Consider the following 15,316-nt stretch of genomic DNA (forward strand, 5'->3'; position numbering starts at 1 on the left):
ATTCTTCGCTGATGGCCAAGTACCTCATCACGGGCGTGGCCGGTTTCATCGGCTCCGCCATCGCGCACGCTCTGCTGGAGCGCGGAGCGTCGTTCCGTGGCATCGATAATCTCTCCACCGGCCGCCGGCAAAATATCGCCGCCATCGCCGGCAAGTTCGATTTCCGCCAAGTGGACCTGCTCGACCGCGCCGCTCTCGCCGACGCCTGCAAGGGGGTGGACTGCGTCTTCCACCAGGCCGCCATTCCCAGCGTTCCGCGCTCGGTCGCCAATCCGCTGGAAAACAATGCCGCCAACGTTGACGGCACGCTCAACCTCCTGGTCGCAGCGCGCGAAGCTAAAGTCCGGCGCGTGGTCTACGCGGCATCGTCTTCCGCCTACGGCGAAACGCCGACTCTGCCCAAGCGCGAAGACATGGCGCCCGATCCCATCTCGCCTTACGCGGTCGCCAAGCTCGCCGGCGAGATGTACCTGAAGTCGTTTTACCGCGTCTACGGCCTGGAAACGGTCGCGCTGCGCTACTTCAACATCTTCGGCCCGCGCCAGGACCCGAATTCGCCATACTCGGCGGTGCTCGCCCGCTTCATCAGCTCCATGCTGGCGGGCAAGGCGCCTACTATCTTCGGTGACGGCGAGACCAGCCGCGACTTCACCTACGTGGAGAATGCGGTCCATGCCAACCTGCTCGCCGCCGAGGCGCCGGGCGAGAAGGTCGCCGGGCGCGTGTTCAACGTTGCCACCGGGTCACGCACCTCCCTCAACCAGGCGTTTGCCGCCCTCAAAAAGCTGACCGGCTACACGGGCGAGCCGATCTATGCCCCTGCGCGCGCCGGCGACATCAAGCACTCGCTCGCCGACGTGACCCGCGCCCGCGAAGCCTTCGGCTACAGCGTCCAGGTGAATTTCGATGAAGGCCTGCGGCGCACCGTGGAGTGGTACCGGTCGCAAGCCGCCGCCGATCCCGCCGTCCCCGCCAGCGCTCGATAACACGCTTTACGCCGCCGCCCCCGTTAGAGCATCATAGGTGCGCCATGGCCACTTCCAGCCCTGTTGCCACCGGTGTGGGGGCGTCTTCCGGCGCGATTCCGTTCCTCCTGCTCGTCCAGGGGACCGAGCAGACACGCGTTCCGCTCGAGCGCACACCCTTCGGCATCGGACGAAAAACCGATAAAGATCTGGTGATCGCCGACCCGCGTGTCTCCCGCGATCACGCGCAGATCGTTTTGGAAGGCAGTGACCTGTGGCTCGTCGACCTGGGCAGCAAGCACGGCACCTTCGTCAACGGGAACCGCGTCGAGCGCCACCTGCTCAAGCGAAACGACCGCCTGGAATTCGGTGCGCGCGATCGCGTGTACGTTGTCTTCCAGCCCGACCAGCCGGAAGCCGCCGCCGCTCGCGAGTTCCTCAGCCAGATTTCGGTCATGAATATGCCCAGCCCGGGCGGCGTGCCCTCGGGCGCTGGCGATCTGGAAAAACTCAAGCTGTTCCTCGAGGCCGCGCGCAAGCTGAACACCTCAGGAGTGGTCGACGAGGTTCTCGTCACGCTCATCGACACCACCCTCCGCATCACCCACGCCGAGCGCGGATTCGTATTCCTGCGCGCGCAGGACAAAGAGGGCACGTTGCGCCTCGCTGCCGGCCGCAACTCGCGCGGCGAACTCCTGCTCGACGACAAGACCATCTCGCACTCCATCCTCGAAGACGCGCTCAAGGGCGGCGGCGAGTTTCTGGTCACCGACACCAGCAAGAGCATGGAGCTGGCCTCGCGCAACAGCATCGTCGCTTACGACCTGCGCACCGTCATTGCCATCCCGCTGCGCAAGACGCAGCTCCAGCAGGAGAAGGCGGTCACTTCGGTCGAAGCCAAGGCGCCCGAAGTCCTTGGTGTTCTCTACCTCGACAGCCGCTTCGCCTCGCGCGAGATCACTGCCGTCAGCCACGACATTCTGCGCGCCATCGCGACCGAAGCAGCCGCTCTGGTGGAGAACGCCAACCTGGTGCAGGCTGAAGCCGCCGCGCGCCAGTACCAGCAGGAGCTGGCCATCGCCGCCTCGATTCAGCAGCGGCTCATGACGGTCACCATCCCCGACGTGCCGTTCGCCGCCGTCCGCGCCAAGAATCTTTCCTGCCGCGAAATCGGTGGCGACTTCTACGACGTCGTCCTCACCGACCAGGGCTTGGCCGTTATCGTCTGCGACGTTTGCGGCAAGGGAGTTTCCGCCGCCATCCTGGGCTCGATCATTCAAGGAATGGTCTACTCGCAGCTCACCGCGCACACGTCGCTGGTCGATATCGCCGCCGCCGCCAACAAATTTCTCTGCCTGAAGAGTCTCGGCGAAAAGTACGCCACGCTCGTCATCGCGCACATCAGGCGCGACGGCACCCTCGAGTTCGTCAATTGCGGACACGTCACCCCGCTGCTGATCAGCGGCAACACCGTCACCCGGCCAAAAGAATCGAATCTTCCGGTCGGATTGCTGCCCATGGCCACCTACGAGAGCGGCACAATGAAGGTGGATCCCGGCGATCGCCTGATCGTGGTCACCGATGGAGTCACCGAGGCCGAAAATCCTTCCGGCGAATTCTTCGGCAACGAGCGGCTCGAGAAATCCTCGACCGCAGCCAGCCCTTTCGACCAGATCTTCGAAGACGTGAAGGAATTCTGCGGTCCTGTCCCCTTCAATGACGACTGCACCGTCCTCGAGCTCACCTATAAAGGCTGACTTTCCTTCGTGCTCCATGCCGCTCCTTCGTGTTCTTCGTGGTTAGCTGGTCGGTTTTTTCCTTCCCGGCGCGTGCGCCGTCGGCTTACGATGCCCGAAAGAGCACATGGGAGCAGGCTTGCAGGCGGGAACGGCAACTGACCAGCGCACGGCGCGCCTTCCCGGCCACGCCATTCTGCTTGCCGCCGCGCTGCTGCTCACCGTCGTCGCTTACGTCGGCACGCTCCAGTTCCAGTTCGTCTACGACGACCTGCCGCAGATCGTGCACAATCCCGCGGTTCAGTCCTGGCACTTTGCAGCCGGATACTTCACGCACCACGTCTGGAGCCACGTCTACCCGACCTGGCCGGGCAACTACTACCGTCCGGTTTTTCTCCTTTGGCTGCTGCTGAACTGGACGGCCTTCGGCCTCCAGCCGCTCGGCTGGCATCTCACCACGGTCGCCGCGCACCTCGGCATGGTTGCCATGGTGTACTGGCTCGCGCGCCGCATCACCGGTGACGCTGCCGCAGCGGCAATCGCCGCGCTCCTGTTCGGCGTACACCCAATCCATCTGGAAACCGTCGCCTGGATCTCTGGCGTCAGCGAGCCGCTGCTCGGACTGTTGTTCATCGGCGCGTTCATGTTCTACGCCAAGGCGCGCGACGGGCAGGAGCATCGCGCGCTGCGGTTGATGGTGTCGCTGCTTCTCTACGCCTTGGCGCTGCTGTCGAAGGAAACAGCCATTGTCTTGCCGGCGCTGATCTTCGGCAACGAGTGGTTGCGGACCGATGAGCGAGAAGGCCGGCGTCGCACCAGCGAAAAGCTGCGGGCCGCGGCAGTCGCCATCGTCCCGTACGCCGCAATCTCGGTCGGCTACCTGGCGTTGCGTGCCTTCGCGCTGAAGGGCGCGGTACATCCCGATGCCGAGGTGACGCCGGCCACCGTGCTCCTCACCCTTCCGTCGCTGGTCTGGTTCTATGCACGGCACCTGGTGGCGCCATGGCCGCTGGGCCTGTTCTACGACGTCGGATACGTACTCCAGCCGACCGCGGCGAACTTCGTGCTTCCTCTGCTGTTCGCGTTGTTGTCCGGCGCCGCGCTCTGGGTTGCGGCGCGCCGCTCGCGCGCCGCCGCCGCGGCCATCCTCTGGCTGGTGCTGCCGCTGTTGCCGCCGCTAGGCGGCATCGCCGTTTTCGCCGCGGGCGACATCGCCCACGACCGCTACCTGTACTTGCCGTCCATCGGCTTCTGCATTCTTGTGGCGATCGCACTACGGCGCCTGGCGAACAAAGGCGGTGCCGCTCCTGCCGTACCAGTTGCGCAGTTCGCGGCGGTTGGCGTCATCGGTCTCGCTCTGACTGTGGCCACCATGGTGCAGAGCGTCTACTGGGCCAACAATCTCCTGCTCTATCACCGCGGCGTTCAGATGGCGCCGCGCAACGCGCTGGCTCGCAGCCATCTCGCTACAGAGATGCTCGCCCGCAACGACATCACCACCGCGCTGCGTCTCTACCAGGAGGCGCACGACCTGGACCCGAACGCCTGGTCGAGCAACTTCATCCTCGGATACACGAACTTCTCCATCGGCCGTTTTCGCGAAGCCGAACCGTACTTCCGCCGCGGCATTGAGATCACGCCCACCAATGCCAACCAGTACTTCTATCTCGGCCTGACGCTGATGAACCTCGGCCGCCTCGACGAAGCTGCCTCGACCGCGCGCCGCGCCATCCAGCTCTGGGACAAGGGTCCCGGATTCCACTACGGGCTCGGCCTCATCCTCCAGCGCAAGGGCGACTTGGCGGGCGCGCGCGACCAGTACGCAGCCGAGCTGAAGATTGACCCCAACTCCGGCGCCCGCCAGCAGCTCGCCGAGGTCGAAGCCCTGCTTGCCGGCGGCACGCCTTCATCGCGAACGCAATGAGCACCGACGCGCAACCCGTCGCAGGTCCGGCCGCTCCGGCGCCACGGATCGAGCCGCACGTGCTCATCCTGGCGAGCGCGCTCGTGCTCACCGTCGTCGCCTACATCGGGAGCATCCGATTTCAGTTTGTGTACGACGACGTTCTTCAGATCGTGCGCAATCCGCTCGTCCACGACTGGAGTTCCGTCGGGACGTTTTTCCGCAAGCACGTCTGGGCGTTCGCCTCGCCCAACTGGGCGGGGAACTACTATCGCCCGCTGTTTCTGCTGTGGTTGCTGGTGAACTACAGCCTGTTCGGCCTCAACGTGGTCGGGTGGCACGTCACGTCGCTGGCCATGCACCTGCTCGCCACCTGCATGGTCTATCGGCTCGCAGCGCGGATCACGACTGACCCGGCCACCGGCGCCGTCGCCGCGCTGCTCTTTGGCGTGCACCCCGTGCATCTGGAGGCCGTCGCCTGGGTTTCCGGCGTTGGCGATCCCATCCTCGCGGTGCTTGCCATCGGTGCCGTGCTCGCGTACCTCAACGCCCGCGAGCAGCCCGAGCATAGAGGGCGATGGCTTGCCGTGTCGCTCGCCGCCTGCGCTCTGGCATTGCTCGACAAGGAGACTGGACTCGCCGTTCCAGCGCTCATCTTCACCACCGAGTGGTTGCTTGCTGAAGATGGCGCCCCGCGCGGCGCCCTTGGCCGCGCCAACGTGGGGACTCGGGACCGCGCTCGCGCCGCCCTCCGTGCCGTCGTGCCCTATCTCGCTGTGACGCTCGCGTACATCGCGGCGCGCTCCGCCGCGCTCTCCGGCTTCGCTCATCGCGATACGCACACCAGCGCCGCCACGCTGCTGCTCACCTTGCCGTCGGTAGTGGCGTTCTACGCCAGGCAGCTGCTGCTGCCGATAAACCTGGGACTCTATTACGACGTGGAATTCGTCCTGCACCCGACCGTCACCAATTTCTGGGTGCCGCTGCTGCTCTTAATCGCAATTGCCGCTGGGCTGGTCGCCTGGTCTCGCCACTCGCGCGCCGCGGCTTTTGCCCTGTGGTGGATTGTCCTGCCGCTCGGCCCGCCGTTGGCCGCGACGATTTACTTTGTCCCCGGCGAACTTGTGCATGACCGCTACCTGTACTTGCCGTCGATCGGGTTCTGCATTCTGCTCGCGATGGCGCTGCGCGTTCTGCCGCGCGGTGTGCGTGTGGCGGGCCGGGCCGTGCTGCCATCACTCGCCGTTGCGGTTCTTGCGATATTGGGGACCGCCACCACCTTCGCGCAGAGCGTCTACTGGGCCAGCAATCTTCTGCTCTACAACCGCGCTGTGCAGGTTGCACCGCGCAATCCCAAGGCGCGCGATGACCTCGCGGGTGAAATGCTCGAGCGCGGCGACGGCCCCAGCGCCATCCGCCTTTACCACGAAGCGCAACAACTGGCGCCCGACGCCTGGGAGCCGAACTACTACCTCGGCAGCGTCTATCTGCGCTTGGGCAAGCTCGACCTGGCCGAAAAATATTTACGCCAGGCGATCGCCATTGCGCCCAGCAATCCCGAGCAACACTACTTCCTCGCAGCGACGCTCCTGCGCGAAGGCCGGCTCGACGAAGCAGAGGCCCTCGCCCGCTTCTCGGCCGGGCGTTGGCCGCAGACGCCCGGCTTTCACTTCGCTTTGGGGGTGATCCTGGAGCGCAAGGGAAACCTGGAAGCCGCGCACGACGCGCTTGCGCAGGAGATGCGCATCGCTCCCGGCGATGAAGTCCAGGCCGCGCTCTCCCGCGTTGACACCCAGCTGGCCCAACGCAAGTAACTACGCCGGCCGCGCCACGCGCGCTGTGTCGCGATCGTGCAGCCCCAGCGCCATTTCGATCAGCTCGGCATCCACCGTGCGCGTGTTCTCCACCGCTTCCGCCATCGGGATCGAGACGATGCTGGTGCCGCGCAGCGCCACCATGCAGCCAAACTCACCGTTGTGCACCATGTCGATGGCGCCGATTCCGTAGCGCGTGGCCAGCATGCGGTCGAAGGCGGTGGGCGATCCGCCGCGCTGAATGTGGCCGAGCACCACGGCGCGCGTCTCGAAGTGCGTGCGCCGCTCGATCTCGCGAGCCAGCACGTCGCCGATGCCGCCCAGCCGCACGTGTCCGAATTCGTCCTTGCCCAGCTCCGTCACAACCGGCGCGCCATGCTGCGGGTCCACATCGCTGGCGAACTTCGCGCCCTCGGCGACCACTACCACGCTGAAGTACCGGCCCGCGGCGTGCCGCCGCTTCAACGTTTCAGCCACTTCGTCCACGTCGAACGGCCGCTCCGGGATCAGGATCACGTCCGCGCCACCCGCGATGCCGCTGTAAATCGCGATCCATCCCGAGTCGCGTCCCATGACTTCGACCACCATCACGCGGTTGTGCGCCTCGGCGGTGGTGTGGACCCGGTCAATCGCTTCCGTGGCGATATTGACGGCGGTGTCGAAGCCAAAACAAAAATCCGTCCCGCTCAGGTCGTTGTCGATGGTCTTAGGGATGCCGACGACGCGTACGCCGCGCTGGTGCAGCTTCTGCGCCACGCTCATCGTGTCGTCGCCGCCGATGGCGATCAGCGCCTCAATGCCGCGCCGCTCCAGCGTCTGCGCACAGCGATCCAGTCCGCCTTCATGCTTGGCAGGATTGGTGCGTGACGTGCGCAGAATTGTGCCGCCGCGCGGCAGAATGCCGGCAATCCGGTCAAGGTCCAGATCAACCGCGGAGTCTTCCAGCACGCCGCGCCAGCCCTCGAGAAATCCGACGAACCGGTCCTCGTAGTGGTAGATCCCTTTGCGGACCGCCGCGCGGATGACGGCATTCAACCCGGGACAATCACCGCCGCCGGTGAGCACACCAATCTTCATGCTTGCCTCGAAAACCCTATTCTAGCTCGCGGTGGCACTGGCCGGACTGGAGGCGCGTCAGCTGCGCCACCGCAGCGTGACCGGCCCGCTCATGGGATGTTGCATCGGCTCGCCGGTGGCACGCGACTTCTGCAGCGCGGCCTTCAGTTGCAGATACCAGCGCGCCTGCCGGTCGGCGTCGTCCACCAGCATCAGATTCGGTCTGTAGGGCGCGGTTTCTGACTGCTGGATCATCACCTGCTGGTCCTGCCGCAGGAACTGCTTCGCGAACAGCCGGAAGATGGGGACGATAAACGGCATCCAGGGAAACACGTTCCAAGCCGCGCAGAAATCAATGCGGCAACGGTCGGCCGTGATCGGCGTCACCGTCGCGCGGCTCGAGAACCACGCCGTGCCGCAGCGGATCTGCTCCAGCCGCAGGTTCGGCAGCACGAAGTCAATCGTCGTGGTAATGCTGTCGCCGTACATGCGCAGCAGCCGGTAGGGTGCGCTGTTCTTCGATGGCGTGTGCGCTGCCATACGGAAGCCGAAAGGAATCGGCTCAAAGCGCTTCTCTTTTTCGTGGATGCTTCGCCGGCTGCGCCACCACCACGACTGATGCACGAACGGCCCGTGCGCCGGGTCCATCAGTCCCATGATGCCCAGATCAACGCCGCACGGCAGCTCCGCGCTCAGGTGAGTGATGCGGTAGTTGCGGCTGAACACCGGAAGCTCCGGTGCGCGGCCAGGATGGGGATCGCGATCGCCCGCCTCCGGTATGTACACCCAAATGTAGCCGTCGCGCTCCTCGGCAGGGAAGCAGCCCACGAAGATGCGCTCCACTTTCAGCTTGGAATCCGGCGTCAGGCTCGGAATTTCGCGGCACTGCCCGCTGTGCGCATCAAAGCGCCAACCGTGATACGAGCACTCCACCGTCGCGCCGTCGTTGCGTCCGTACGACAGCGGCATTCCGCGATGCGGGCACACGTCGCGCAGCGCGAACGGACGCCCCTCCGCGTCGCGTCCAACCACCAAAGGAATGCCGAGCAGCATCGCTTTGGCCAGCCGGCTGCCGCGCACTCCCGTGCTGCGTAGCGCCGGATACCAGAAGCCGAACAGCATCTCGCTCTCGCGCTTCTCGGCGCGCGGCTCCTCCGCGATTGAGACGTTTTCGTCAGACATGCCCAGCTTGAGGTTACTACGCGAACCAACCAGTAGCCAGTCGCTGGAAGGCGTGTCATCATGCACGAGCATGCGCGTGCTCGGCATCGATTGCGGCGGCGAAGCCACCGGCTTCGGCGTGGTTGAGCAGGACTCCGCCGGCTCGCTCGTCTACGTCGCCTGCGGCGCCGTGCGTCTCTCCCCGCGCCGGCCGTTGCCCGAACGCCTGAACCAGATCTTTTGTGAACTTGGCGCCGTCATCCAGCAGCACCAGCCCGATCTGGTCGCCATCGAAGACGTCTTCTATGCGGTCAATGCCAAGTCGGCGCTGAAGCTCGGCCAGGTCCGCGGTGTGGCTATGCTCGTCGCCGCGCAGCACGGACTCGACGTCGCCGAGTATGCGCCGCTGAGCATCAAGTCGGCGGTGGTCGGGTACGGCCGCGCCGAGAAGCGCCAGGTGCAGCAGATGGTGGCGCGCCTGCTCAATCTCGAGGCAGCTCCCGAGCCGTTCGACGCCGCCGACGCCCTTGCCATCGCCATCTGCCATCTGCACACGTCGGCTACACTGCTTCGCCAACAGGGCGCAGCCGGACGCTGAGCGATTGCCACCGCGGCCTTCGCAGGCGAAAATGAACGTTCAGGCCGCTTCGCCCGACTGCCTGCTGGACCGAATGCGCACACTTCGCAACCAACTGCTGTTCGCAACCGCTTTGCTGATCGCCGCTTCGGCACTGGCTCAGGTCCCCAAGCTCGATCCCTACGTTCCCGAGCACAAGCCTCGCGTTGCGACGGTGACGTTCTCGCTCGACTTCCCCGGCTCCGATCCGTCGCATTACGCGATGTCAGTTGAGGCCGCCGGCGATGCCGCCTACGCCTCCGACGTGGACCAGAACCCTGCCTACGCCACTCCCTCGTCGTCCGGTGGCGCCGTGCCCCTCGAGCGGTACGACGTGAAGTTCACCATGCCGCAGGCGACTCGCGAGCGCATCTTCGCGCTGGCGCAAAAGTTGAAGTACTTCCAGGGTTCGTTCGATTACACCAAGGGCCGCATCGCCAACACCGGCGCCAAGAAGCTCGTCTACGCCGACGAATCCCGCTACTTCGAAACCAGCTACAACTGGTCGCAGAACGAAGACATTCAGGAGCTGACCAGGATTTTCCAGTCCGTCGGCGCCTCCCTCGAGTTCGGACGCCGCCTTGAGCACCAGTATCGCTACACCAAGCTGGCGCTCGACGACGAACTCAAGCGCATGGAAGACGCCGCCAACGCCGGCGAGCTGCTGGCCATTGAGGCGGTGGCGCCCACGCTCGAAAAGATCGTCAATGACCGCTCGGTGCTGCACATTGCCCGCATACGTGCCCAGCGTCTTCTGGCTCGCGCCGGCCCCGCCCAAGGCGCGACCTCCCCCACAACCCACTGATCCCACTGGCCTTCCAGCGCAAAGAAACCGCAACTGCCGCCCCGGAATTCGTGTCTAATAGAGTGGCTACCAGGGAGACAGCTATGGCCATCCGAGGCTGGTCTCGCATTCTGTGGGTTTTCTCCGCGCTGCTGCTTCTTGCGACCGCTGTATGGGCCGATTCGCAGGCGCGCATCGTTCGTCTCAGCTACGTCAACGGCGACGTCCAGATCGATCGCGGCAGCGGCGGCGGCTACGAACGCGCCCTCCTCAACATGCCCATCGTTCAGGGCACGCGCCTCTGGACGCGCGAGGGCGCTCAAGCTGAAGTCGAATTCGAGGACGGCACCACCATCCGCCTTGCGCCCGACAGCATGATGCAGTTTCCGCAGCTCGGTCTGCGCTCCTCCGGCGCAACCGCAACCGTGGTTGATTTACAGGATGGCACGTTCTACTTCGACGTCCTCAAGCCCGGCGACGATGAGTTCGAAGTCCAGTTCCCGCATCGCAGCATCGCGCTCGAGCGCTCGGTCCGCTTCCGCGCCGAGGTCTCTAACAGCGACTTGCGGCTCGCGGTCTTCAAAGGCGAGCTGCGCGTCTCCGGCGACAACCGCTGGATCACGGTCAAGAAGAACGAGAGCATCAGCTTCGACCCTGGCGATCCCAATCGCTACCAGCTCGCCAACGTCATCCAGCCGATGCCGTTCGACTCCTGGAACGACGATCGCGAGCGTTTCCGCACCCAGTATTCGACCGCAAGCGCCGGCGGCAGCTCTTATTACTCGCCGTATTACAGCGACCTGAATTACTACGGCAGCAATTTCTACGACCCAATTTACGGATGGATGTGGCGTCCCAACGGCTTCGGATACGGCTGGGATCCGTTCTCGTACGGAGGATGGGCCTGGTACCCCGGCTACGGTTACACCTGGGTCTCGGGATATCCGTGGGGATGGGCGCCATTCCGGACCGGCTCGTGGGTCTTTATTCAGGGCCGCGGATGGTGCTGGCAGCGTCCGCCGCGGCACGATCCCCACATCGCCAACTGGCAGCCGCTTCCCGCGGTCAAGAATGTTCCTGCGGGATTCGTGTTGCCGCAGCCGCCTTCGCATCCGCCGGCGAATATCCGCACGAGCGTTGGCACCGATACGCCCATGCGGGGCGGCCAGCCGTTTGTCGGTGGCCGCGACCATCACAGCGATCGTGATCCCTCCGACGGCGCCGTGACCGTCGGCGGCCGAACCTACGTCGTCGGCGATGGCTCACCGGCGACAAACCGTGGCGGCGCGGGCACTGCGGCCGGCCGCTCTGGCCCGAGCGTTGTCAGCGTCCAGCCAACCACGCCAGACGGCGCTCCGGCGATCACGCGCGGCGGCATGCAGGGCCCCGACATTCGCCGCAACGGTGGCGGTCAGGACCAGGATCGTCCTCGCGATCGTGACCGCGGCTGGCGCCAGATGGAGAGCACGCGCTCCATGTCGTCATTCGGAACCCCGACCTCATCGCAGCCGGTCAGCCGCCCGGCAGCGCCAATGCATACCCCGTCATCTTCCGGCCCGCCGGCCTTACATAGCTCTCCCTCCATGCGCAGCAGCGGCGGCGGTTTTTCAGGTGGAGGCGCCGGCTTCTCCGGCGGGGGCGGCGCCAGCGTCTCGCACGGCGGCGGCGGATCGCGCGGCCGCGGGCGCTAAGTGGCCTTCCAATCAGAAAAAGGCGGTCTCACTGGCCGCCTTTTTCTTTTGCCGACGTGCCCCATGTTCCGCGCCGCGTTTTTTGCGGCTAGCGTGAGGTAACGACCTACTGCACCACTAATCCTGCGTATCCCACGACGTTCTGCTTGTCGCCGGTCACGTCGGCCGACGTGGCGTACTTCACCAGGACGGCCTTCTGCGCGCCCAGGCGCAGTGCGGCCACCAGCATCGCCGTCGTGGGCCCGTAACCGCACATGCTGATCTTCTCCCGCTGCACCGTCTCCACCAGCGCGCGCGGATCAAGCGCCAGCACTTTTCCGATGGCTCTCTGGTCTTTCCTGCGCGTCACCGCGTCGGTCTCGTAGTGATTCATATCGCTGGATGCGATCACCATCACCTTCTCCGGCGCCCTCGCGGCGACTCTCGCCACTGCCTGCCCCAAGGCCGCCAGGACGTCGTAACCGCCAACCCCGATGCAGATCGGAACAAAAGTGAATCCCGGCGCCAGCACTTGTAGGAAGGGAAGCTGCACTTCAAGCGAATGCTCCGCCAGGTGCGCGAAGCCGTCTTCTTCCAGGACGTGGAATTCGTGCATCAGCTCGGCGGCGAGCGGCTCATCGATTGCGGCTTCGCCGAGCGGCGTCATCCACGCGCCGCGCGTCATGATGGCCAGCGCTCGTCCGACGCCGGTGTGGTTGGGGCACAGAATGATGAATTTCCGAGGCAGCTTCAGTCGTCCGTACACGGCGCCCGCCACATGTCCGGAGTACATGTAGCCCGCGTGCGGGACCACGCAGCCGAGCGCCTCCACGTCAGCTTTCGGCTTGCCGACCAGCTTCTGCACGTCGCCGAGGAGCGCCTCCGCGTCCCCGGCATAGAAGCGCCCGGCCACCGCCGGACGACGCACCGCCGCCTCCATGCCGCGCTCCTTTCCCGGACTATTTTGCGCCGCTCACCGAGCGAAACACCGCCGCCGCCTGGTCGAGCGTCAGCGTTTCCGCGCGCGCGTCTTCGCGCACGCCGGTTTGTTTCAGCGCCTTCGCCGCGTCGCGATATTGCTCCTTCAGATTGTTGACCAGCGTCTTGCGCTTTTGGCCGAAGCTCAGCTTCAGGAAGTCGAGGAACGCGTCGCGCGGCACTCTCAGCCGCTCCCATTGAGGCGAAATGGTAAGGCGCACGACCGTCGAGAACACCTGCGGCGGCGGAGAGAACGCATCAGGAGGCAGCGTAAATAATTGCTCCACGCGCGCATGCAGCTGCGTGGTCGCCGAAAGCAATCCGTAGTCACTGCCTCCGGCGCGCGCGCTCATTCGGTCTGCCACCTCGCGCTGCACCATGACCACCACGCGATCGAGCATCGCCTGCGCTTCGAACAGATGCAGCAGAATGTCAGACGTAATGTAGTACGGCAGGTTGCCAACCACGTCGGCTTTGCCGGTAAACAGTTGCTCCTTCGGCAGGGCCAGCAACGGACCGGGCCGCCGGTTCAGCAGCTCCACGAAATTTACCGCCAGGACGTCGGCCTCGATGATCTCCACGTTCGGACGCCGCGCGTACTTCATGCGCAGTTGCGCCGCCAGGACCCGGTCCAGTTCGATGGCCATCAGCCGCATGGCGCGCGCCGCCAGCAGCTCCGTCAGGATTCCATGGCCGGGCCCGATCTCCACGACGGTGCGCATCTGCACGTCGCCCAGCGCCGCCACAATTCTTTCGGCGGCTGCGCGGTCCCGCAGAAAATTCTGGCCCAGCTTCGGCTTGCTGCGGGGCGGTGCTGCCTTAGGTGGCGCCGCGCCGCCGTCACTGCGAACGTTGACCCGTTTTCTGGTTGGCATTTAGACTTTGACTTCCGCCCCGCATCTGCTTCTCGCGGCGGATGGCACCGTAACTCTCCCCGGAGGTCTTTTCCCGCATGCACATCGCGTTCGCGGCGCCCGAGTGTGTCCCGTTTTCCAAGACCGGCGGCCTGGCGGACGTTGTGGGCGCGCTTCCCAAGGCGCTGGCCGACATCGGCCACCGCGTCACCGTTTACCTGCCGCGCTACCGCCAGACGAAACTGGCCAAGAGCTGCGTAACAATCCGCAGCATCACCGTTCCGTTCGACGACCGCTATCGCTTCTGCTCCGTGCTCGACGGTGGCTCGATCTCCGGCGTGCAGTACTACTTCATCGATTATCCACCGTACTTTGACCGTGACGCCCTCTACGGCACCAAGGACGGCGATTATCCCGACAACGCCGAGCGCTTCGCCCTCTACAGCCGCGCCGTGCTCGAGGCCTCCAAGATACTCGGTGTACCTGACGTTTTCCACTGCCACGACTGGCAGTCCGCGCTCGTTCCCGTGCTCCTGCGCAACGTCTACGCCGAGGATCCCGCGTTCCGCAACGTGCCCGTCGTCTTCACCATCCACAACATCGGTTATCAGGGCCTGTTCCCGCCCGACATTCTTCCGCTGCTCCACCTGCCGTGGGACCTGTTCACCATCCGCAAGATGGAGTTCTACGGCAAAGTGAATTTCCTCAAGGGCGCGCTCAGCGACAGCGACTTCATCACCACCGTCAGCAGAAAGTACAGCCAGGAGATTCAGACCAGCGAATACGGCTTCGGTCTCGAAGGCGTGCTCCGCGCCCGCTCCGCCAGCGTGACCGGCATTCTCAACGGCGTGGATTACAACGAGTGGAGTCCGGAAGTGGACAAACTCATCGCCGCGCGCTACTCGCCCGCCGACTTCCACGGCAAGCTCGAGTGCAAGCGCGACCTGCTGGCGCAATACGGCCTGCCCGACGCCGACCTGAACCTGCCCGTCATCGGTATCGTCTCGCGCTTCGCCGCGCAGAAAGGATTCGACCTGATCGCCCAGGTGGCCGACCGGCTCGCGCGCGAGGAGATGATCATCATCGCCCTCGGCGCCGGCGACAAAGAGTATGAAGAACTCTTCCGCCGGCTCAGCCAGCAGTTCCCGAAGCGCATCGCGGCGAAGATCGCCTACGACAACGCGATCGCGCACAAGATCGAAGCCGGCTCCGACATGTTCCTAATGCCGTCACGCTACGAACCCTGCGGCCTGAACCAGATCTACAGCCTGAAGTACGGCACCGTCCCCATCGTGCGCGCCACCGGCGGCCTCGACGACACCATTGAGCCCTGGGACCCGCGCACGCAGAAGGGAACCGGTTTCAAGTTCACCGAGTACTCCGGCGAAGCGCTGTTGGCCACCGTGCGGAGCGCGCTCGCCGCCTTCAAAGATAAAGAAGGCTGGAGTCGCCTGATGGCCAACGGCATGGACAAAGATTTTTCCTGGACAGCCTCCGCCCGCGAATACGCCCGCGTCTTCGAGCGGGTGAAGCAATCCCGCGCTGCCAGCGCCGCGTAACCGCAACCGTCAAACCGCCGAGGCCGCCGAGGACGCAGAGATTCAAGACCAAGAACCTCAGCGTCCTCCGCGTCCTCTGCGGCTAGAACCTATCTCATAAATAGAGAAACTGACTTAACACTTTGATCCAGCAACGATTTAGAGCAAACCCGATGCATGCACCTGAGCGATGCGCAGTGGGAAGCGATCCGGCCACTGCTGCGCGAGAAGCGACGAGCCG

Annotated in this window: 12 protein-coding genes; 8 read left to right on the plus strand and 4 right to left on the minus strand. The window is 64.9% G+C overall.

Annotated features, from left to right (window positions below; genetic code table 11):
* Window positions 1–11 precede the first annotated feature (11 nt).
* The 4 genes from VFA60_09160 (at window position 12) to VFA60_09175 (ending at window position 6,418) form a co-directional block, all read left to right on the plus strand.
* A complete protein-coding gene (locus tag VFA60_09160) occupies window positions 12–986 on the plus strand; it encodes an SDR family oxidoreductase (protein ID HZQ91947.1) in 975 nt (324 codons plus the stop codon).
* Window positions 987–1,030: 44 nt separating this feature from the next.
* Window positions 1,031–2,722 carry a SpoIIE family protein phosphatase gene (locus tag VFA60_09165; protein HZQ91948.1) on the plus strand — a complete coding sequence of 564 codons (1,692 nt, stop codon included), beginning with the start codon at window positions 1,031–1,033 and terminating at the stop codon, window positions 2,720–2,722.
* 106 nt (window positions 2,723–2,828) lie between these two features.
* A complete protein-coding gene (locus VFA60_09170) occupies window positions 2,829–4,625 on the plus strand; it encodes a tetratricopeptide repeat protein (protein ID HZQ91949.1) in 1,797 nt (598 codons plus the stop codon).
* Complete coding sequence (locus VFA60_09175; protein HZQ91950.1) at window positions 4,622–6,418, plus strand: tetratricopeptide repeat protein; 1,797 nt, start codon at window positions 4,622–4,624, stop codon at window positions 6,416–6,418. Before VFA60_09170 ends, VFA60_09175 begins: the two co-directional genes overlap by 4 nt.
* Here the strand turns inward: VFA60_09175 and VFA60_09180 are convergent, their stop codons facing one another.
* Window positions 6,419–7,495 (minus strand): 6-phosphofructokinase, encoded by a 1,077-nt coding sequence (locus VFA60_09180; GenBank protein HZQ91951.1) that lies wholly within the window; start codon window positions 7,493–7,495, stop codon window positions 6,419–6,421.
* Between the two features lie 57 nt (window positions 7,496–7,552).
* Entirely contained in the window at window positions 7,553–8,656 is a 1,104-nt protein-coding gene (locus VFA60_09185; GenBank protein ID HZQ91952.1) for an aromatic ring-hydroxylating dioxygenase subunit alpha, read from the minus strand.
* A 70-nt stretch (window positions 8,657–8,726) separates the two neighbouring features.
* On the opposite strand from VFA60_09185, the gene ruvC reads away from it, so the two are divergent.
* From ruvC to VFA60_09200, 3 genes are all read left to right on the plus strand, one after another.
* Window positions 8,727–9,233 (plus strand): crossover junction endodeoxyribonuclease RuvC, encoded by a 507-nt coding sequence (ruvC, locus tag VFA60_09190; GenBank protein ID HZQ91953.1) that lies wholly within the window; start codon window positions 8,727–8,729, stop codon window positions 9,231–9,233.
* Between the two features lie 73 nt (window positions 9,234–9,306).
* Window positions 9,307–10,056, plus strand: a complete 750-nt coding sequence (locus VFA60_09195) for a hypothetical protein (GenBank protein HZQ91954.1) — start codon at window positions 9,307–9,309, stop codon at window positions 10,054–10,056.
* Window positions 10,057–10,139: 83 nt separating this feature from the next.
* Entirely contained in the window at window positions 10,140–11,726 is a 1,587-nt protein-coding gene (locus tag VFA60_09200; GenBank protein ID HZQ91955.1) for a FecR family protein, read from the plus strand.
* Window positions 11,727–11,832: 106 nt separating this feature from the next.
* On the opposite strand, the gene amrB is transcribed toward VFA60_09200, so the two are convergent.
* Entirely contained in the window at window positions 11,833–12,645 is an 813-nt protein-coding gene (amrB, locus tag VFA60_09205) for an AmmeMemoRadiSam system protein B (protein HZQ91956.1), read from the minus strand.
* A 19-nt stretch (window positions 12,646–12,664) separates the two neighbouring features.
* Complete coding sequence (gene rsmA, locus VFA60_09210) at window positions 12,665–13,558, minus strand: 16S rRNA (adenine(1518)-N(6)/adenine(1519)-N(6))-dimethyltransferase RsmA (protein ID HZQ91957.1); 894 nt, start codon at window positions 13,556–13,558, stop codon at window positions 12,665–12,667.
* Between the two features lie 77 nt (window positions 13,559–13,635).
* Between rsmA and glgA the strand changes: the two genes are divergently transcribed.
* The gene (glgA, locus tag VFA60_09215) at window positions 13,636–15,096 is read left to right on the plus strand and encodes a glycogen synthase GlgA (protein ID HZQ91958.1); all 1,461 of its coding nucleotides are present in this window, start codon (window positions 13,636–13,638) and stop codon (window positions 15,094–15,096) included.
* Window positions 15,097–15,316: the final 220 nt, after the last annotated feature.

The sequence above is a fragment of the Terriglobales bacterium genome, from assembly GCA_035651995.1.
In the GTDB taxonomy this organism is placed as follows: Bacteria; Acidobacteriota; Terriglobia; order Terriglobales; family Acidobacteriaceae; genus DASRER01.

Excerpts from the sequence above, each read along its gene's own strand:
- VFA60_09160 (HZQ91947.1), top strand. The coding sequence starts at position 12 with ATGGCCAAGTACCTCATCACGGGCGTGGCCGGTTTCATCGGCTCCGCC.
- VFA60_09165 (HZQ91948.1), top strand. The coding sequence starts at position 1,031 with ATGGCCACTTCCAGCCCTGTTGCCACCGGTGTGGGGGCGTCTTCCGGC.
- VFA60_09170 (HZQ91949.1), top strand. The coding sequence starts at position 2,829 with ATGGGAGCAGGCTTGCAGGCGGGAACGGCAACTGACCAGCGCACGGCG.
- VFA60_09175 (HZQ91950.1), top strand. The coding sequence starts at position 4,622 with ATGAGCACCGACGCGCAACCCGTCGCAGGTCCGGCCGCTCCGGCGCCA.
- VFA60_09180 (HZQ91951.1), bottom strand. The coding sequence starts at position 7,495 with ATGAAGATTGGTGTGCTCACCGGCGGCGGTGATTGTCCCGGGTTGAAT.
- VFA60_09185 (HZQ91952.1), bottom strand. The coding sequence starts at position 8,656 with ATGTCTGACGAAAACGTCTCAATCGCGGAGGAGCCGCGCGCCGAGAAG.
- ruvC (HZQ91953.1), top strand. The coding sequence starts at position 8,727 with ATGCGCGTGCTCGGCATCGATTGCGGCGGCGAAGCCACCGGCTTCGGC.
- VFA60_09195 (HZQ91954.1), top strand. The coding sequence starts at position 9,307 with ATGCGCACACTTCGCAACCAACTGCTGTTCGCAACCGCTTTGCTGATC.
- VFA60_09200 (HZQ91955.1), top strand. The coding sequence starts at position 10,140 with ATGGCCATCCGAGGCTGGTCTCGCATTCTGTGGGTTTTCTCCGCGCTG.
- amrB (HZQ91956.1), bottom strand. The coding sequence starts at position 12,645 with ATGGAGGCGGCGGTGCGTCGTCCGGCGGTGGCCGGGCGCTTCTATGCC.
- rsmA (HZQ91957.1), bottom strand. The coding sequence starts at position 13,558 with ATGCCAACCAGAAAACGGGTCAACGTTCGCAGTGACGGCGGCGCGGCG.
- glgA (HZQ91958.1), top strand. The coding sequence starts at position 13,636 with ATGCACATCGCGTTCGCGGCGCCCGAGTGTGTCCCGTTTTCCAAGACC.